Here is a 17,093-nt window from a genome sequence, read left to right on the forward strand (position 1 = left end):
GTATTTTAGTTCGGTTATTTTTTTAAGTACCTGTACATTTCGCAGTTCGCCAAAAGGAAAGCACCAACCCCAAAGTTTGCAGTCGAGTTTGCATCTACAATTTGCCCTGGAATTGCTTTTTCGCCAATTGGTTGCACATAGCCAACTTTACCGCTTTCTTGCAATGCAGTTTTGGTTAAATAGTTCCAACCTTTTAATGCCGAAGGCAAATAAGTTTTTTTATTCAGGTAGCCATTGTTAATTCCCCATAATAGGCCATAGGTAAAAAAGGCCGTTCCACTGGTTTCCCTACCAGGTGCATGTTCAGCATCAAGCATGCTACGTGTCCAGTAGCCTTCCTCCTGCTGACTTTTTAAAATAGCCTCAGCCATACCTTTGTATTTAGATAAATATTCCTGCCTGTGTTTATCATTTTTCGGCAAATCTTTAAGCACCTTGGCTAAGCCAGCAAACACCCATCCATCGCCCCTGGCCCAGAAATCTTTTTTACCATTTGAACTTTTATGCTGCGGATAAACATACTTCGCATCACGATAATAAAGTTTAGCCTCCTCATCATACATAATGCTATTGGCATACGTAAAATACTCGTAAAGTTTATCTAAATATTTAGTGTTACCAGTTGTTTTATACAGTTTTGTCATTACTGGCATTACCATATACAAACCGTCTGCCCACCACCAGTAATCGCTTTGAGCAGTACTCATCTCATATTCCATTACCTCTTTTGCTCTGGCAATTTTATAATCTTCGGGCATTAAGTGGTATAAATCGATATATGTTTGAAAACATATTTGCCAATCACCAAATAAAACATGCTCGTCTGTTTCGCCATATTTATATTTCCATTGGCTTTTATCTGTAGATTTTGCACCCATCCATTTATTGTGAATAGCCCAATCTTCAGAATATTTGCGATAAGTTTCATTTTTTGTAAGTGTAACTACTTCCATATTTCCAGTGTGATACGCCGCATTATCCCAAAAGGAACGAACTTCGGGTTTATTACTGGCTTGCCAATAGGTATTCGCTTTATCAATAATGCTAAGGACTTCTTTTTTTGATGGTAGTTTCTGCGCATTTAAATTGATTGCGATAAAAAGTAGCATCCAAATACTGATATAAGTTTTATTCTTCATTATTTAACAGGTTTAATTCCGGTTAGTGTTGGTGTTACTTTTTTAATGCTTCCATCTTTATTGAATTCCAGTTTATCGATACAAACTTCGCGATTATAACCGGCAGCACTACCCATTGTAATGCCTTCCGGTAGGGTAAAGCGATGGTAAACTATATACCATTCATCTTTACCAGGAATCTGAATTACACTATTATGTCCGGTTCCATAAATACCATTCTGAGTATCTTTAGCTAAAATCAGGTTATTTTCAGGAATAGATATTTTTCCTGTTGGTGAATCAGAATAACCATACCGAACACGATAGTTTTCACTACGAGTATCATCTTCAGACCATAAGAAATAGTATTTGCCATTGCGATAAAATACCTCTGTACCTTCACGGAAATCTTTATTTATGGTTATCACTTTTATAGAATTGGTATCAATGGAAACCATATCCTGATTTAAAGCCGCAACAGCCATATAGCTATTGCCCCAATACAAATAGCTTTTCCCTGTTTTTGGATCGGTAAAAACATCTGGATCGATTTCTTGACCGCCTTTAATACCTAAAGGTTTTTTATCGATTAGTGCTTTACCGCTATCTTTAAACGGCCCAGCAGGATTATCAGAAAATGCTACACCGATTTTCTGCGCAGACGTGAAGTAATAGAAATATTTATACTTTCCATTAATGATCTTTTCAGCAATTGTAGGTGCCCAGGCATTTCTTTTTCCCCAACTTACATCTTTTACCAAATCTAATACTACACCTTCATCTTTCCAGTTTACTAAATCTGTAGATGAAAAAGTTTTAAAATAGGTTCCGCTCCATCCAGTAAATCCGTCGCTTGTTGGATATAGGTAATATTTTTTTGTTTTATTGGCATATAAAATCTCCGGATCTGCATAATAACCTTTTAAAACCGGATTATTATTTATTCCTGAATTAACTTCATAGGTTTTAGCAGGTTTTCCAGCAATGCTGACTGAGATTTTTTTAGGTCCTTTTGAAAAATCTGATTTTCCATTTGGCATTATACTAACCCCAGAAAAACTTGGAAATTCAGGGTCGAAATCTTTTAGGTCTGTTTCATAATCTACAGGAAGAAAAAGCTTTTTAGCTGCACTATCCAAAACGATATTATTCTTTTTGATGTACTTAGATTGCGGCGATTTTAAAACCGATTCAACAGTATACCACTTTGACACTAAACTTTTCATTTCTAATTGGTTAATAGGCAAAACAGTTCCATGCCGAGGGTGGAAATCCATAGAAACAGCCTGATCAACTACCTGAAAATTTTCTAAGTCTTTACTACGTGTAAACTGATATTTACCTTTCATGTAAACATCATACATAAGAATATAATCACTACTATTATTTAGTTTAAAAACACCTGCACCTTCAACGGCTTCTGTAGTTTGTTGTAAATATTTATCCTGTAATACATAACCCTCTGTAAGTTTATCCGAAACGGCTTTTTTAATGCCATTGCCATTACCTTCCGTTTTGAAAAAGAGGTTGTATTTCCCGTTATGGTAAATGATATCGCCATCAATACAAGAACCATTTGTAGGGCTAAAAAATAGTTGTTCTGGTTCGGTTTCCAAATCGGTAAAATCTGCATTTGCATAGGCGTAGTAAATTTTGTCGGGGTCTTTTCCATGTTTCATAGACCAGTAAACCATATATTTTTGCTTTACATTATCGTAAATGGTTTGAGGTGCCCAAACACGCAGTAAGTTTTCATTACCCGGAAATCTCTTTTGGATATTAATTATAGATGAAGACCAGTTGATTAAGTCTGTCGATTTTAGCAAAACCATTGCCCGGTTAGAATCCCATCCTTTGGCCGAAACCATATCGGTTACAACCATATAAAATGTTTTACCATCCGCACCGCGTAATATGTGAGGATCGCGAACACCTCCAGTAGAACTTATTTTTTCTGATGATATAACAGGCTCATCGTTATTTAATGCATTAAAAGAATATCCATTTTTACTTATGGCATAATGTATTGCTTCTTCTTTTTTATCATTTCCGGTGAAGTAAACAAAAAGATAGCCATCATTTTTATTTTTTCCAGCCACACTATCTTGAGCAAGTAGTTGATTTGAAGCCAGGTTTAACCAAAACAAGAAACAACAAGTTGTTTTAAGCAGGTTTTGTATTCCAAAATTTTTCATTCTAATTTTTTAATTTCGGTTTCCATTGTAATACTTTAACCGCAGTTGGTTTAGATTCGGCTTTTCCTTCTCCATCTACCTGTATTACATTTTGCAGGTAAAGGTTCAAAATTGTTCTATCCTTCCAAAGTTCGGTATCGTAACTTGGCTCCCAATCGCCAGCACTTTCCGTTGTTAAATCTTCAATTTGCCATTTATTTGTTTTTATGTCTTGATTTATGGCAATAGAAGCTTTATTGCCTCTTTCGGCATCTCTAAACAAAATTCCGGCTGCATACCTTTTATTATTTGGCCAAACAATAATTTGCGGTCGGGAAATCGGAATTTTCTTAGTTCCGCCTCCACTTAAACTAAATGCTGTTTTCCTGAAAGATAAGTTATTTACTTTCCAGCTTTGCCCATCATTAAAAACAATATGATATTGCGGAACTGTATCAGGAACATCTCTCCAATAACCTGCAATAAATACATTTCCACATGCATCAGCATACATTGATGTTTGATTTATTAATTCACTTTTTTGAGGAATTTTTAAAGCGTATTCTGCATTTGATTCGATAATTGGTAAACGATATTTTTCTCCTGTAGATTTTTGCCAGGTTAAACCGCCATCTAAAGATTTTGCATAACAAAGATCATGGTTACTGGCTACATCAGGGCTTTCTCTCCAAACCCATGATAAATGAAGCGCACCTGATTTATCAATTGCAACCTGCCAGTAAGCATTTCGTTTTCCTTCACCATCAATCATTCCATCCTGAATGCGTTGCCACGATTTTTTTTTAACAGAATAACGGTTAATCATTAAATTACCATTTCCCGAACCACCATCACGATAAAAGAAAAGTAAATCTCCAGTTGGAAGTTTATAAAATTCAGGGTAACTAACTTTATTTTCTTTTTCAGCAACCATTGATAATTTTTCACCTAACTCAAGTGAACCAACAGAAATGCCTTTAGCGTAATTTAAACTGTTATTATGTTGACCCCAGGCTACATGCAAAAAACCAGAACCATCAATAATTATACTTATCGATTTATGTGCATCGGTTGCATCACCCGTATATTGTGTTCTTTTGGACTGCCAAACCTTTGCTCCGGTTGCTCGCTTTGCTAAAACAACAAATTGTTCGGCATCATAATAAGCAGCATATTGGTAATTTTTAAATGTTACCAATGAATTTTTACGAAAAACAACAGCATTAACGGAATTTTTTGCCCAGCCATTTTCGGCTATTGTGGTAATTTCTTTTTCCTGTGCATAGGTAAAATTAACCAATAGCACTGATAGACATAAAAATAAAATATATCTGGTAGTAGAATTAGTTTTGAAATTCGGATTAATCAATTTTTTATATTTGGTTAACCGAAGTACTGAAATTGTACAGACTTGCTTAGGGGGGAAAATCATATTTGAAGGGGGACGATTTGATATTGATATACGATTATACTAACTAACCACATAATTCAGCGGACAATTAGATTTTTTTTTAAGAAATTGTTCAATTTATTTTCTAAACAACATACAAAATGAAAACTGGAAAATCATTTTGTTATTTAATTTTTATTACACCTTCAGTAAAGCCTTACTCAAAGTATCTTTAAATGGCCCTCTTGGATTATCAGATACTGCAACCCCAATTGATTTACCACTAACTGTTGCATGTTAAACGGCCACAGACCAATAAAATTTACCATCTCGCTCTATTACTTGTGAAGCCCAGGCATCATCTTTATCCCAAGCAAAATCTTTTACATTTAGCAGTGATTTGTGCACTTTCCATGTTATCATATCTGCTGACGAGTAACAAAGCCACTCGTGCATTTCATAACTATTTTTTGTCTTCGGCGCTACATCACGCCCAGTATATAGATAAACTGAATCGCCATAAACGAATGCAGCAGGATCAGCTGTGTATTTATCTGCTATTATAGGGTTACCTTTTGAAACAATAATATTCTCCTGCGCTTTTGCCTTACTGTAAATATTGAAAAGAAGTATAACTAAGCTATATGCTTTTAATTGTTTTACCATTTTTATGATTTAAATAGGATTTCAATTTAATTGTTGCAAAAAAGTTTAATTCAGAGCATTGATGTTGTAATATTTATGAAAAGTTCTGCGGTGTTTTTTTACAAATTCAGATGGCGTTAATTTAAATAGCTTTTGAAACTGCTCTCTAAAATACTTTATATCATTAATACCAACCCTAAAAGCGGCTTCGTTAATGTTAAGATTTGTATTTATAAGTAATTCAGCCGCTTTCCTTAACCTTATAAAACGAATAAAACTATTTATAGATTGACCCGAAGTAGATTTAATTTTTTTATACAAGTTAGAATGGCTCATACCTAAATCTGAAGCTAGCGTTTTTACACTAAAGCTATCTTCTGTTAAATTACTTTCAATAATGTTAATGCATTTCTGCAAGAAACCGCTATCCTCCTGAGAAACTTTATGTGCATCAGATTTAAGTGTAATTTCATTATAAAAGTACGATTGCAGATTTGTTCTGTTTCTGATGATTCCATTGATTTTAGCAGTAAAAAGCTCTTTATCAAAAGGTTTACTTATAAAATCATAAGCACCAACTTCTATACCCTTTAATCTAATTTCATCATTCGGATCTGCTGTTAACAAAATAACAGGAATATGGCTTAAAGCTGAATCTTCTTTAATGGCTCTACAAAGCTCGATACCATTAAGTCCATCCATATTTACATCAGAAATAACAACGTCTGGTAAAAATTCTTTGCAAGTATTCAAACCTTCAACGCCATTAGCTGCTTTGTAAATCTTAAAATTATCTTTAAAAATCTGGTTAATGTAATCTACAATTTCAGTATTATCATCTACAACAAGAATAGAATGTAAATCAGATATTAAAAGCTCCAGATTTCCAATATTATCTTTTTCTGCTAAATCCTCTTCTAACTCTTCCTTTGCAATCAATTCATTTACATAGGTGAGTTCATTTTCCATTTCCTTATTATCAACAAATTCTAAAGGTTCACCAAAAGGCATTTCGATAAAAAAGCTTGTCCCTGAGCCATGATTAGATAAGAAGTAAATTTTACCTTTATGTAATTCAACAAAGTTTTTAACCAAATAAAGCCCGATTCCAAAACCCATTTTCAAAGAGGTTTTATTTAATACTTTATAAAATTTATCGAAAAGTTTTTCTCCAACACCATCGGGAATACCTGGTCCGCTATCACTCACCTCAATTTTTATCTGACTATCAAGTGTTGTTATTTTAAACTTAACAAAACCACCATTTGGCGTAAATTTCAGTGCATTTGATAAAAGATTAAAAAATACAATTTCAAGTTTATCTCTATCTGCATAAATGTTTACTTCTTCATTATCACATTCAAAACTATATTCAATATTATTATTTTTTGCCAGGTAGCCAAAGCAGAGAAAAATCTCTTTAGAAAATTTATAAATGTTAATTTTAACTATATTCAAAATATCATTTTCACTTTCTGTTGTTCTGAAAAGCAACAATTGATCTACCAAACTAAGCAATCGTCTAGAATTTCGATAAACAACATTTAAATCATTTTTTTCTTGTCCTGCTTCTTTATTATTTAGAATATCCTTTATTGGGTTTACAATTAACGTCAGCGGTGTTCTTAATTCGTGAGATATATTGGTAAAAAAATTAAGTTTCTTTTCATTTAAATCTTTTTCACGCTCCATTTTTAGATTCGTGAGTTCAACTTCGTGTTTAAGATTGCGCTGTCTGTTTCTATAAGTTTGCAAAACATAATAGCCTACCGAAAATACAATTAGATAAATTACGTATGCCCACCAGCTTCGATACCATGGAGGCAGAATTTTAATTATAATTACCTTTTCATTATTACTCCAGGAGCCCTCTGTATCGGTACTTTTTATATGCAACTTATATTCGCCCTCGTTTAATCTAGAATAATATGCGGTAGTAAGTTTATTTACATCATTCCAACCTCTATCCCATCCTTCTAAATAATAAGAATAAGAAATCTGTTCTTGAAATGAAAATTCTATGGCGGCATAATTAATGGTTATCGAAGAATTATAAGGAACAGAAATTTTTTGCAGATTAACGATTGATATGTTTTTATAATTTGAATCCAGATCAAGCGGAATATTATTAATCCTGAAATCGGTAAGCACAATTTTTGGGATACGTTTATTTTCCTTTATGCTATCAGGATAAAATAGGTTAAACCCGTTAATCCCACCAAATAAAAATGCGCCATCTTTAAGTTTTAAGGCCGCGTTATAATTAAATTGATTACTTTGTAAACCATCAGATGTAAAGTAATTTTTAAAAGTTTTTTCTTTTATATCAAATTTAGATAAGCCGTTATAGGTGCTGCACCAAAGATTATCTTTTGAATCGATTAAAATATTTAGAATTGAGCTGCTTGGCAATCCATCACGTTCGGTATATTTTTTAATTTTTTTAGTTCTTGTATCAAACTGTAGTAATCCACCGCCTTCAGTACCTATCCATAAACGTTTCTTCGAGTCTTGATTAATTGTTCTTATGGCTAAATTAACTTCTATAAATTCATGCAACTTGTTAACGGGGTCTATTTTAATTAATTGAGTATAGTTACCTGCCCAAAAATTACCTTCCCCATCCTGAAATAATGCATGAATATCTTTAAGGTTATTATCAAAAAGATCAAATTTATCACTTTGCTTATTGTATTTGTAAAGCGCTCCACCTCTTGTTGTTCCTGCCCACAAGTTTTTATCTTTATCCTGAAAAAGCTTCCATATATTGGCTTCTTCTACTCCTTTAATGTTGTTGTAACAGTTGTAGTGAATGAATTTTTGAGTTCTTTTATCAAACCGATCGATACCTCCGCTAAAACTCGAAATCCAGATATTATTTTCCGCATCATTTAAAATACTGGTTATAAAGTTACTTTTAAGTGAAGTAGGATCGTTAGTTTTTACATAATTAGTAAATGTATTCTGTTTCCGATTCCAATGACTTAAGCCTCCTCCATCTGTTCCAATCCATATATTTTGATTTTCATCTTCGCTAAATGAAAGCACAAAATTATTGACTAACGAATTACTTTTTATTGCATCATTTTTAATGGTTCGAAATTGCGTACTCTGCTGGTCAATTAAATTTATACCGCCTCTTAAAGTAGCAATCCATTTTCTAGATTCTTTATCTTCGTAAACCTGTGCCACAGAATTACTGCTGAGCAAACCTTTCTCTTTACCTGCCGATAAATGATTTATTTTTTTATTTTGAGTATCAAAAACATAAATCCCCGAGCCATCAGTAGATATCCATAGTTTCTTATGCCTGTCCAGCAACAAATTCATTATGTTATCGCTATTTGGGTATTCTTCAGGCTTATTTAAAGCATTAGCCAGAATATCATATTTATAAAGGCCTTTTTCGGTACCAATCCATAATATATTATCCTCACCACTGATAATTTTACTTACATTTTTTAATTCTGGCTTAACAAGCTTCATTGTACCCTTTGCAGAATTGTATCTGCACAAGCCAAAATCTTTAATATAAAGCCATAATGTTCCGTCTTTAGCTAAACAAAGCGCTTTTATATTATAATCTTTATTTTTCTTAAATATTATTTTATTGGCAATATTGGTTCCTTTTTTAAATTCAAAAAGCCCACTTTCATCTGTTGATATATATACCAACCCGGTTTGATTAATTGCGATGGAATTAACTGATGCCGTTAATGTATTTTGCTTTCCGTTTTCATAGAATAGCAATTTATGAAATTTCGAATCTGCGTAACTGTAGTAGCATATACCCTTTTGAGTACCAATCCAAATTCTATTCTGATTATCTCCATTTAAAACTGTAATGTGGTTATTTATCAAAGAATTTTCGATATTATGGCTGTTTCTGAAAACCTTAAAATTGTAGCCATCGTATCGGTTAAGGCCATCATAAGTACCCATCCACATAAACCCAAAACTATCTAAATAAAGTGAATTTACCGTATTGTTAGAAAGACCACTTTCTACGCCAAGATATTTTATTGAGACTGGAAATTGTGAAAAGCAGAAACTTACGCTCAGGCATAAATATGTTGCAAAACCAATTAAAATCTTGTGAGCAAAAGGCATAAAATAATAAGAGAGGAAGATATTTGGTATAAACGAATATACAACTTTTATTGAAGTGGAACCGATTAAAACCAATAAACGTATTATTAACGTTAATAAAAATAATTATTTTGTTTTTAAGTTCGAAATTGATGTGCATAATTTTTAGTGCTTTTGTTATTTTAATAAAAAATAAGGTAACTCTTACTGAAATGGGACAAAATAAAGATATACCGTAATTATTAAATTTCAAGTAATAGAATATCTGGTCTGGTATAACTATATTGTTTTTTATAAAAATAATAGTTATGGCAGAAATAACTCAAACATGGGTTGCAAATATTGAAAATAAAAAGAAGCTTACATTAGAAGATGCAAGATTTATATTTGAACAGGCAGAAAAATTTCTTGTAGATGTTATCGATGCTCATAAAACCATAATTGAAAGAACAAACACACTTTTGGCTCTTTTAATTACTATTTTAACTGGATTGGTTGGGTTTAATATTTCTAAAATTGATGAAGGTTTTGGAAAGAATAATATATGTGATACTGTTTGGTTTTTAATTTTATACCTTATTTTAGGTGGGATTTATTTGGTAAAAAATATTAAACCTACAACCTATATGGCATTAGGTTCTCAACCCCGTAAAATTTTTGTTGACCATTTTTTCCAAAAGAATATACCTGATGAAAAAAGAGTCGTATTTATACTATCTTCCGAAATAGAAAGGTATCAAACACGAATAGAAGAAAATATGATAATAAATAATAAAAAGTGGTTGATTTATAGGAATGGTATATATATCCTAGCAGCCATACCAGCAATATTTTTATTGACTTATTTAGTGTTAGTCTTCATCTAAGCACATTCCTTTCGGTTCCGTATCACCTTTTACGATATAATCATGTTCATCCGAAGGAATACTTGTCCAACCAGAGTCATTATCATCTGATGGAATTGGATTTTCTTCTGGGTCTGGATAGTTTAAATTCATTTTATTAGATTATGTTATCTAAAGATAGGTTAATTTTATCTAATTGTGGTTTAAAGATTATGGTTTTGTAACTATCAGGATTTTCAATAATTACGGGAAACCGTAAAGTATTGATTAATAGCTAATTAAAATAACTTGTTAACACTCTTTTAATTTTTAAAATAGCTGTTTAACAATGAGTTAAAAAAATTTTAGGTGGCTTATGACATTACTATGATTGTTAGTAATGTATTGACCGATAGAATGTTAATAAATTCATATAACTAAATATATTAGCTGAATGTATATTTGTACTTGCAGAGAATAAACTCTGAAATTATACAATATGCCATGGCAACTGTAAGAAAAGTTGGTAGAGATTCTGGTAATGGACAATTTGTTCCTATTAAGGAAACAATTAAACACCCCAGAACTACAGAAGTAGAAAAGATTAAATACCCTACTCCAAAGAAGAAGTAGTCTATTTAGTTTGATGTTTAATTTTATTTTATGAAAAATTTATGACTGCCCTTGATGATGAATCAAGGGCTTTATCATTTGTTTTATTTTCTACAAGGGTCTTCATCTAATACAACTGCTTCCCATGCTCCATGAGTATCTTCTTTAAATCTTTGCCAATCATCACTGGATTTAAAATCACATTCGCACCTTACCGCACCATCTGGTAACGTTTTGATACAATCGGCACTGGTCCCCATCATATAGTAACATCCACCCCAAATAGATAGAAATAATAAAAGTACAATGGCGCAGGATTTATATGTTTTCTGTTGTTCTGTATTTTCCATAGCTTTATAATTAGTATTCTCTAACTGCTCTAACATTAATTACTGCACCACCCGAGCCAGTTAAGGAGTTTCCATATATCATGCTATAGAAATATGGAGATGATGATGGATTAAGGTCTGCACCTTCCTGACAACTCCAATATTGACTAGTATAAGAACCAAGTAAGTTTCTGTTTTTATACATCGCTTGTAAATCAACATTCATTGGGAGACACCAATCTGAATAACCACCACCTTTATAATCTTTGGCAATTTTAGCAGCGATATTTGCATTATTTCCATAAAATGCTAATATTTTGTTGGTGTTAATTAATGCACCATTAGCACCCACTACATCAGGTTTTCCAGATTTACCAACAACAGCCCATTGACATCCACTTGTAGTTTGGTCTTGTGGCGAAACAATAGTTCCATGTTCACCAGTTTCACTGATAACCCTAATTATGATACCTCCACCAAAGCTATCGCCTACTTTGTGTAATACAATTGGCTTAGGCTCAGGTTGTGTTCCATTAGAGTTTGAATTGGATTTCTTGCAGGATATAATACCAATGAGAGCAAGAGCAAATAGAATTTTCTTCATACAGATTTGTTTAAATAGTTTATTATTCAAAAGTATGACATGTCGTGCATGTTTCAAAATATGATATAAATATTTTTGTTTCTATGGCGACCAAAAATCCAAGGAACAATCAAATCATTATTCGATTTGGTTATAACGTGCGAAAATACCGCACAGCCAAGGGGTTAACCATGAATGAACTGGCTGGTCTTTGTGATGTAGAATTAGGTGCAATCAGCACCGTGGAACGAGGAAAAGTCAATTGTACGATTAGTACAGCTTATGCGATTTCAAATGCATTGAATATATCAATCGATAAACTTTTAGAAGAATGATTAATTATCAATACGTAAACAATTTTCGCTTGGTCAATAATAAATGTAAACCCGAGAAACCACCAAAACTGATTAAGTATAAAGTGATATTAGGCTATCAAGTGTATTATTCTACTTTTAATAAAAAACTGTTTGTGATTTTTGACCACATCAAAAATCAATACTGCTCATTTGAAAACAATGGTGAGTCAACAGATTTGGACATGGATTTAAAAGAGAACGTTAAACGCATCCAGTAGGGTCGTAGTTTACCTTAATTTCGATGATATTTTGTGGTTGGTGTATATCTGAATTGTATTTAATTTCGTAAGGAAAATCAAATTTTCCTGTTCCTAGCGTGGATTCATATTTTATATCCGAAACAACAATTTCTCCATCAATCAAATCAAATCTTGCTGATTCTATTCCAAGTGAATCTAAATGAACCTGAACCCAAATGAAAAACCTTTGTGGGTCATCATGTCTACTATAATCCATGTTAAATCCATCACCAAAATTTCTAGTCTTTAAAAAAGATTTTAAAGTTTCATTAAATTCTTTTAATCCTTTCATGTTCTTCATGATTATAAATATCGCCCATAATGAAAAACTTATAAATGCTATTTAAAAAATCTTAACCATAATGTTACTGTTAGAAAATAATATTAGAAAAAGCATATATTGCTTTAATGAATAATTCATCTATAACATTTGCCAAGTTAGCAGGATTAGATAAAAAAGTTAGTTTAACTTTATCCAGAAGGAATCTTTCTTACGATTCTGATATTGTCATTGAATATTATAATCTATATATTTTCTTGCGGGCTAAATTGATTAAAGAGATTCCAGAATTATATTCTGAACTTCCTGTGAGAAAAATACCAACTGCTCAATATACCCTTAATGATGGTCAAAGAAGAGGGTATATAGAATCTTCCTATTTAAGGACTATTAAGGAAGATTTATCTTACATTTTTGAAGTTAGAAGCAATAGTCGAATAGGAGAAACTACAATTGATAAGCCAAATAGAATTTTTATTAGTCATGGAAAAAGTACTGAATGGTATAAGTTACAGGCATATCTCGAAAAAACGCTGAATTATAAAACTTTAGAGTTAGCCCAGGAAGCTAATCAAGGACGAACTATCATGCAAAAGTTGGGTGAGGAATCTGATAAATGCAGATATGCTATTATAGTTATGACTGGCGATGATGAGCAAGGTGAAGATAAGCCTAGAGCAAGAGAAAATGTAATGCATGAAATCGGATTTTTTCAGGGAAAATACGGTTTCAGAAATGTATGTTTGTTATATGAAGAAAACACTAGTCTTCCAAGTAATATACATGGATTAGTTTATATACCCTTCACAAGGGGTATGATTGAAGCTACGTTTGGAGCTTTATCACGAGAACTGTCACCAATATTCAATAAACAAAATGGGGAAATATAAAATAGAAGATTTCGCAATTGGCGATACGGTTTATCATTTAAGCAATACTTTGATTATGATGGTAGTCATTGACAGATATATGCACATTAATGAGGTTGAATGCCGGTGGCTTACTAAATCTGGCGAGAAGCAAATTGATACCTTTTTAGCAGAGGAATTGGGTAAGAAGGATGATTTGCGACCCAAGATAAGACAGATATCTATATAGCTTCCAAGATTCAATAATAGATATATTGAATCTTGTCGAATATTAGAAGATGTGTAAAGGGGTTAAAATTAGTCAATTGTCTTTTTCTTTTTATCAATACGGAAGTTTTTATCATGCTTCAAATTCTCATAAATACTTAGTGCAGTGTCAATTTTCGAATTACCAATAAGATGAATTGTGACCGTAGAATCGACATTTTTAGTAACCTTATATTCAATACCATAGTATTTCGCTATTTGAGACCGAAAAGCGTCTAATTCTTGATATTTATATGGGTGATATTTATCAATAGTAGAATTAAGACCCTTTATATTAGAATTTGCTTTACTAATGGCTTCGTTATAATTTTTGACTAGCTGATTATATTGTTCGTGTAAAAGGTTATAATCCTTATTAGCATTAATCAAATCAGCTTTATAAGCATCCCGTTCTAACTTAAATCTTTCTCTCTCATTGAACCACACATTGGCAGATTTTACAATAGATGCTATACTTACTTCTTTGTTACCTCGAACGTATGAATATTTTTTGTCAATTGTTACAATTGAATCCAGTTTCTTTGAATAAAAATTATAGGTTTTAATGTTTTCGTTTTGCAGACTGTCAATCGTTTGGTCTCTCCTTGTAATTCTATCTTCATAATCGTTTATTACTGAAATTCCGAAATAAATAAAAAAACCAATAAATATAAGGAATGTAATAAGCTCAATGAGCTTCGCTTTGCTCATCTTTTTATTTCTTTCCATTGCTTATAGTTTTAATTAAATTTTCTTCAAACTGTTTTAGTTCATCTTTAGTAACGATATTTTTAGTGTTTTCATAAGCATCAATTTTTGATTGTAGTGCCGCCTTTGAACTATCACATTCCCTCTCTTTAGTGTGTAGTTCCTCCAAAAATTCCTGCCTACAATAGAATTTTACAACAAAAAAAGTGGCAACTATAATAAAACCTAAAAAGCCTATCATCGACATGATAAATTTCTCGACTCCAATTACTATAATGCCAAAATAAGATTGATTGCTATTTCTAGCCATAGAATTAATTTTCCAAATAAATTTAATCTAAAATAGGATAAATCATTTATAAAATGTCATTACTATTTAATATGTGTAATAATACGAAAACTTACAAAGTTCGTTTTGCTGCGATAAGTTGTGCATTTTTGCATAAATACAGGAAAACTTTATAAATTTTATTTTGAATTTCCTAAAAGTTTTGCTATATTTGTGTCATGTTTAATGAATTTAAATCTTACTCTCAATTTTTAGATTATTTTAAAGATGAACAAATTTGTGTTAAATATTTAGAATATCATCTATGGGGTGATACACCTTCTTGCCCACATTGTGGTTGCACCAACGCCTATAAAACTAATCGTGGATATAAATGTTCAGATAAGCATTGCCACAAAAAATTCACCGTAACTTCTGGAACAATTTACAGGCATACCAAAGTAAGTCTTCGTACATGGTTGTCGGCAATGTATCTAACTACATCTTTTAAAAAGGGTATCTCATCTTTGCAACTCGCTAAAATGATTGGTGTTTCTGATAAAACCGCTTGGTTTATGTTGAGAAAAATCAGAAACATGTTTATGGTGATGACTCACGATAAATTAACTTCTCATGTTCAAGCTGATGAAACTTTTGTAGGTGGAAAAAATAAAAATAGACATGCTGATAAAAAGTACAAAGGAGTTCAAGGTAGAGCAGCTAAAGATAAAGTCCCAGTTTTAGGACTTGTTACTAATGAAGGTACTGTACGTACATTTGTAGTTAAAGATACAGAAGCTAATACTTTACAGAAAATTGTAAAGGAAAATGTTGAAGAAGGTGCTACCTTTGTTTCAGATGCTTATAAATCTTATATTGGTTTAAATAAACATTATAATCACATAAGAGTTAAACATAATGAGAATGGCGATTACAAATTTGCTGTAACCAATACTTATAACACGAATAGAATGGAAGGATTCTGGACGTGGGTAAAAAGGGGTTACATGGGAACACACCATTACATGAGCAGAAAACATTTACAGGCTTATTGTGATGAGATTAGTTTCAGATATAATACTAGGAAATTATCTGATAAAGAACGATTAGAGCAATCTATAAAATTATCTTATCAAGGACAAATTACATATCGAGATATAGCTGCATAATATCATGTCAAAGAAGAAGGGCAAGAATAGAGAGGAAAAAGAAAAGCAACTTGAAGAAAAGTATAATGAAAAAATAGTCATAAATTCTTCTTTTGAAGATTTAGTAAAAGTGAGTTTAGGAATTAAACCTAAACAACAAAAAGAGGATAAAGGAAAAGGTTCAGAATAAACGTTGAACCTTTTTTGTTGAATTACTTATTTTTTTTATAGAAATCACTATATTGGTATTTCTAAATTAAATAAATATGACTGTTCTCATTACTTATGACATTAAAACACCATATATTGGTGACAGCAAAAACAAGGCTGTAAAAGATGCGATGAAAGAAATAGGTTATTATGATACCTATGATATTAATTCTATATCTCATTATTTACCAAATACCTGCCTTTTTAAACAGGATATAACTCCTGAACAAGCAAAAGGGGAGTTATTAAATGCTGCTGTGAGGTGTAGTGCAACTATAGAAAGATTATTTGCTACGGAAGTATCAGATAATCATTCTGAAATAACGGGAGAACCATTTTAAAAAAAAAGCTATTTCTTTTCAAAATAAATATCTAATGTTCCAATGCTCTGTCCAGCATCTGTTCGTATGATAAATGCATCATTATTTTTAGTTTTCTTATATAACGTTTGCATTTCTGCTACAAATGTATCATAAATTCTATTCCATTCTTTTTCTACTTCTATTCGTCCTAATTTTTTCATATTAATACTTTTTAGCTTTAAGATAAATTAGAACTGTTGATTTATGTACCTTATTTTTAATTCATAGCGAAATTTTATTTAGATGGAAACACTAAATGTTTTATTTATAGTAGTAACTTCATTAGCATCAGGCTTAGTTGGGGTGATTATATCAAATAGATTTTTTATTAAACATGAGAGAATAAAATTCAAAAGGGACATTTGTTTGCAATTAATAGCCAACAGAAATGACCTGAAAGGTGATGAATTTACAAAGGCTCTTAACTCAATTATTTTTGCGTTTAATGATGACAACGCTGTTATAGAAAAATTTTGTATTTTCAATGATTGCATTATGACTAGAAATTGTGATTTGGATACCTCAAATCGAAATCTGTTAATGGTGATTAAAGCAATGCTTAAACATCTAAATATGGAGGTTAAAGATATTGATGACAAATATTATCTAATAACCTTCAATCCTAAAAATTAACTTGTCCCAT

At 31.7% G+C, this 17,093-nt stretch carries 21 protein-coding genes; 9 read left to right on the forward strand and 12 right to left on the reverse strand.

Features of this window, described 5'->3' with window-relative positions:
* Positions 1-14: 14 nt before the first annotated feature.
* The 5 genes from IEV50_RS04355 to IEV50_RS04375 form a co-directional block, all read right to left on the reverse strand.
* Positions 15-1,139 carry a glycoside hydrolase family 88/105 protein gene (locus IEV50_RS04355; protein WP_188412025.1) on the reverse strand — a complete coding sequence of 375 codons (1,125 nt, stop codon included), beginning with the start codon at positions 1,137-1,139 and terminating at the stop codon, positions 15-17.
* Positions 1,139-3,313: a glycoside hydrolase family 43 protein gene (locus tag IEV50_RS04360; protein WP_188412026.1), complete on the reverse strand. Its 2,175-nt coding sequence runs from the start codon at positions 3,311-3,313 to the stop codon at positions 1,139-1,141. The genes IEV50_RS04355 and IEV50_RS04360 overlap by 1 nt, the downstream gene beginning before the upstream one ends.
* A 1-nt stretch (position 3,314) precedes the next feature.
* The gene (locus tag IEV50_RS04365) at positions 3,315-4,661 is read right to left on the reverse strand and encodes a BNR repeat-containing protein (RefSeq protein WP_229746623.1); all 1,347 of its coding nucleotides are present in this window, start codon (positions 4,659-4,661) and stop codon (positions 3,315-3,317) included.
* Between the two features lie 318 nt (positions 4,662-4,979).
* On the reverse strand, positions 4,980-5,348 hold the full coding sequence (locus tag IEV50_RS04370; protein ID WP_229746624.1) for a family 43 glycosylhydrolase: 369 nt from the start codon (positions 5,346-5,348) through the stop codon (positions 4,980-4,982).
* A 45-nt stretch (positions 5,349-5,393) separates the two neighbouring features.
* On the reverse strand, positions 5,394-9,437 hold the full coding sequence (locus IEV50_RS04375; RefSeq protein WP_188412028.1) for a hybrid sensor histidine kinase/response regulator transcription factor: 4,044 nt from the start codon (positions 9,435-9,437) through the stop codon (positions 5,394-5,396).
* Between the two features lie 287 nt (positions 9,438-9,724).
* Between IEV50_RS04375 and IEV50_RS04380 the strand changes: the two genes are divergently transcribed.
* Entirely contained in the window at positions 9,725-10,282 is a 558-nt protein-coding gene (locus IEV50_RS04380; RefSeq protein ID WP_188412029.1) for a hypothetical protein, read from the forward strand.
* Here IEV50_RS04380 and IEV50_RS04385 read toward each other — a convergent pair.
* A complete protein-coding gene (locus IEV50_RS04385) occupies positions 10,268-10,414 on the reverse strand; it encodes a hypothetical protein (protein WP_188412030.1) in 147 nt (48 codons plus the stop codon). The genes IEV50_RS04380 and IEV50_RS04385 overlap by 15 nt on opposite strands.
* Positions 10,415-10,744: 330 nt before the next feature.
* On the opposite strand from IEV50_RS04385, the gene IEV50_RS19730 reads away from it, so the two are divergent.
* Positions 10,745-10,873, forward strand: coding sequence for a hypothetical protein (locus IEV50_RS19730; protein ID WP_262890400.1), 129 nt, complete (start codon positions 10,745-10,747; stop codon positions 10,871-10,873).
* 83 nt (positions 10,874-10,956) lie between these two features.
* Here IEV50_RS19730 and IEV50_RS04390 read toward each other — a convergent pair whose 3' ends face one another.
* The gene (locus IEV50_RS04390) at positions 10,957-11,202 is read right to left on the reverse strand and encodes a hypothetical protein (protein ID WP_188412031.1); all 246 of its coding nucleotides are present in this window, start codon (positions 11,200-11,202) and stop codon (positions 10,957-10,959) included.
* A gap of 10 nt (positions 11,203-11,212) precedes the next feature.
* Entirely contained in the window at positions 11,213-11,785 is a 573-nt protein-coding gene (locus IEV50_RS04395; RefSeq protein WP_188412032.1) for a hypothetical protein, read from the reverse strand.
* A gap of 137 nt (positions 11,786-11,922) precedes the next feature.
* Between IEV50_RS04395 and IEV50_RS04400 the strand changes: the two genes are divergently transcribed.
* Positions 11,923-12,099, forward strand: a complete 177-nt coding sequence (locus IEV50_RS04400) for a helix-turn-helix domain-containing protein (RefSeq protein WP_188412033.1) — start codon at positions 11,923-11,925, stop codon at positions 12,097-12,099.
* Between the two features lie 222 nt (positions 12,100-12,321).
* On the opposite strand, the gene IEV50_RS04405 is transcribed toward IEV50_RS04400, so the two are convergent.
* Positions 12,322-12,660, reverse strand: a complete 339-nt coding sequence (locus IEV50_RS04405) for a hypothetical protein (RefSeq protein ID WP_188412034.1) — start codon at positions 12,658-12,660, stop codon at positions 12,322-12,324.
* A gap of 107 nt (positions 12,661-12,767) precedes the next feature.
* On the opposite strand from IEV50_RS04405, the gene IEV50_RS04410 reads away from it, so the two are divergent.
* Positions 12,768-13,529 (forward strand): TIR domain-containing protein, encoded by a 762-nt coding sequence (locus IEV50_RS04410; protein WP_188412035.1) that lies wholly within the window; start codon positions 12,768-12,770, stop codon positions 13,527-13,529.
* Positions 13,516-13,737, forward strand: a complete 222-nt coding sequence (locus tag IEV50_RS04415) for a hypothetical protein (RefSeq protein WP_188412036.1) — start codon at positions 13,516-13,518, stop codon at positions 13,735-13,737. Before IEV50_RS04410 ends, IEV50_RS04415 begins: the two co-directional genes overlap by 14 nt.
* Before the next feature lie 68 nt (positions 13,738-13,805).
* Here IEV50_RS04415 and IEV50_RS04420 read toward each other — a convergent pair whose 3' ends face one another.
* Positions 13,806-14,483 carry a hypothetical protein gene (locus tag IEV50_RS04420; RefSeq protein ID WP_188412037.1) on the reverse strand — a complete coding sequence of 226 codons (678 nt, stop codon included), beginning with the start codon at positions 14,481-14,483 and terminating at the stop codon, positions 13,806-13,808.
* The gene (locus IEV50_RS04425; RefSeq protein ID WP_188412038.1) at positions 14,470-14,772 is read right to left on the reverse strand and encodes a hypothetical protein; all 303 of its coding nucleotides are present in this window, start codon (positions 14,770-14,772) and stop codon (positions 14,470-14,472) included. The genes IEV50_RS04420 and IEV50_RS04425 overlap by 14 nt, the downstream gene beginning before the upstream one ends.
* Positions 14,773-14,969: 197 nt before the next feature.
* On the opposite strand from IEV50_RS04425, the gene IEV50_RS04430 reads away from it, so the two are divergent.
* From IEV50_RS04430 to IEV50_RS04440, 3 genes are all read left to right on the forward strand, one after another.
* On the forward strand, positions 14,970-15,899 hold the full coding sequence (locus IEV50_RS04430; RefSeq protein WP_188412039.1) for an IS1595 family transposase: 930 nt from the start codon (positions 14,970-14,972) through the stop codon (positions 15,897-15,899).
* A 4-nt stretch (positions 15,900-15,903) separates the two neighbouring features.
* Entirely contained in the window at positions 15,904-16,068 is a 165-nt protein-coding gene (locus IEV50_RS04435; RefSeq protein ID WP_188412040.1) for a hypothetical protein, read from the forward strand.
* 76 nt (positions 16,069-16,144) lie between these two features.
* Positions 16,145-16,429 (forward strand): hypothetical protein, encoded by a 285-nt coding sequence (locus IEV50_RS04440; protein WP_188412041.1) that lies wholly within the window; start codon positions 16,145-16,147, stop codon positions 16,427-16,429.
* Between the two features lie 8 nt (positions 16,430-16,437).
* Here IEV50_RS04440 and IEV50_RS04445 read toward each other — a convergent pair whose 3' ends face one another.
* Complete coding sequence (locus IEV50_RS04445) at positions 16,438-16,611, reverse strand: hypothetical protein (protein ID WP_188412042.1); 174 nt, start codon at positions 16,609-16,611, stop codon at positions 16,438-16,440.
* Between the two features lie 82 nt (positions 16,612-16,693).
* Here IEV50_RS04445 and IEV50_RS04450 point away from each other — a divergent pair, with 82 nt between their 5' ends.
* Positions 16,694-17,083: a DUF6680 family protein gene (locus tag IEV50_RS04450; protein WP_188412043.1), complete on the forward strand. Its 390-nt coding sequence runs from the start codon at positions 16,694-16,696 to the stop codon at positions 17,081-17,083.
* The last annotated feature ends 10 nt before the right edge of the window (positions 17,084-17,093 follow it).

The sequence above is a fragment of the Pedobacter mendelii genome (genome assembly GCF_014635725.1).
In the GTDB taxonomy this organism is placed as follows: Bacteria; Bacteroidota; Bacteroidia; order Sphingobacteriales; family Sphingobacteriaceae; genus Pedobacter; species Pedobacter mendelii.

What these genes read in the sequence shown, in the direction of transcription:
- IEV50_RS04445 (WP_188412042.1), bottom strand. Translation starts at nt 16,611, where the DNA reads ATGAAAAAATTAGGACGAATAGAAGTAGAAAAAGAATGGAATAGAATT.
- IEV50_RS04370 (WP_229746624.1), bottom strand. Translation starts at nt 5,348, where the DNA reads ATGGTAAAACAATTAAAAGCATATAGCTTAGTTATACTTCTTTTCAAT.
- IEV50_RS04450 (WP_188412043.1), top strand. Translation starts at nt 16,694, where the DNA reads ATGGAAACACTAAATGTTTTATTTATAGTAGTAACTTCATTAGCATCA.
- IEV50_RS04395 (WP_188412032.1), bottom strand. Translation starts at nt 11,785, where the DNA reads ATGAAGAAAATTCTATTTGCTCTTGCTCTCATTGGTATTATATCCTGC.
- IEV50_RS04375 (WP_188412028.1), bottom strand. Translation starts at nt 9,437, where the DNA reads ATGCCTTTTGCTCACAAGATTTTAATTGGTTTTGCAACATATTTATGC.
- IEV50_RS04390 (WP_188412031.1), bottom strand. Translation starts at nt 11,202, where the DNA reads ATGGAAAATACAGAACAACAGAAAACATATAAATCCTGCGCCATTGTA.
- IEV50_RS04420 (WP_188412037.1), bottom strand. Translation starts at nt 14,483, where the DNA reads ATGGAAAGAAATAAAAAGATGAGCAAAGCGAAGCTCATTGAGCTTATT.
- IEV50_RS04415 (WP_188412036.1), top strand. Translation starts at nt 13,516, where the DNA reads ATGGGGAAATATAAAATAGAAGATTTCGCAATTGGCGATACGGTTTAT.
- IEV50_RS04360 (WP_188412026.1), bottom strand. Translation starts at nt 3,313, where the DNA reads ATGAAAAATTTTGGAATACAAAACCTGCTTAAAACAACTTGTTGTTTC.
- IEV50_RS04405 (WP_188412034.1), bottom strand. Translation starts at nt 12,660, where the DNA reads ATGAAGAACATGAAAGGATTAAAAGAATTTAATGAAACTTTAAAATCT.
- IEV50_RS04380 (WP_188412029.1), top strand. Translation starts at nt 9,725, where the DNA reads ATGGCAGAAATAACTCAAACATGGGTTGCAAATATTGAAAATAAAAAG.
- IEV50_RS19730 (WP_262890400.1), top strand. Translation starts at nt 10,745, where the DNA reads ATGGCAACTGTAAGAAAAGTTGGTAGAGATTCTGGTAATGGACAATTT.
- IEV50_RS04430 (WP_188412039.1), top strand. Translation starts at nt 14,970, where the DNA reads ATGTTTAATGAATTTAAATCTTACTCTCAATTTTTAGATTATTTTAAA.
- IEV50_RS04425 (WP_188412038.1), bottom strand. Translation starts at nt 14,772, where the DNA reads ATGGCTAGAAATAGCAATCAATCTTATTTTGGCATTATAGTAATTGGA.
- IEV50_RS04435 (WP_188412040.1), top strand. Translation starts at nt 15,904, where the DNA reads ATGTCAAAGAAGAAGGGCAAGAATAGAGAGGAAAAAGAAAAGCAACTT.
- IEV50_RS04355 (WP_188412025.1), bottom strand. Translation starts at nt 1,139, where the DNA reads ATGAAGAATAAAACTTATATCAGTATTTGGATGCTACTTTTTATCGCA.
- IEV50_RS04410 (WP_188412035.1), top strand. Translation starts at nt 12,768, where the DNA reads ATGAATAATTCATCTATAACATTTGCCAAGTTAGCAGGATTAGATAAA.
- IEV50_RS04385 (WP_188412030.1), bottom strand. Translation starts at nt 10,414, where the DNA reads ATGAATTTAAACTATCCAGACCCAGAAGAAAATCCAATTCCATCAGAT.
- IEV50_RS04440 (WP_188412041.1), top strand. Translation starts at nt 16,145, where the DNA reads ATGACTGTTCTCATTACTTATGACATTAAAACACCATATATTGGTGAC.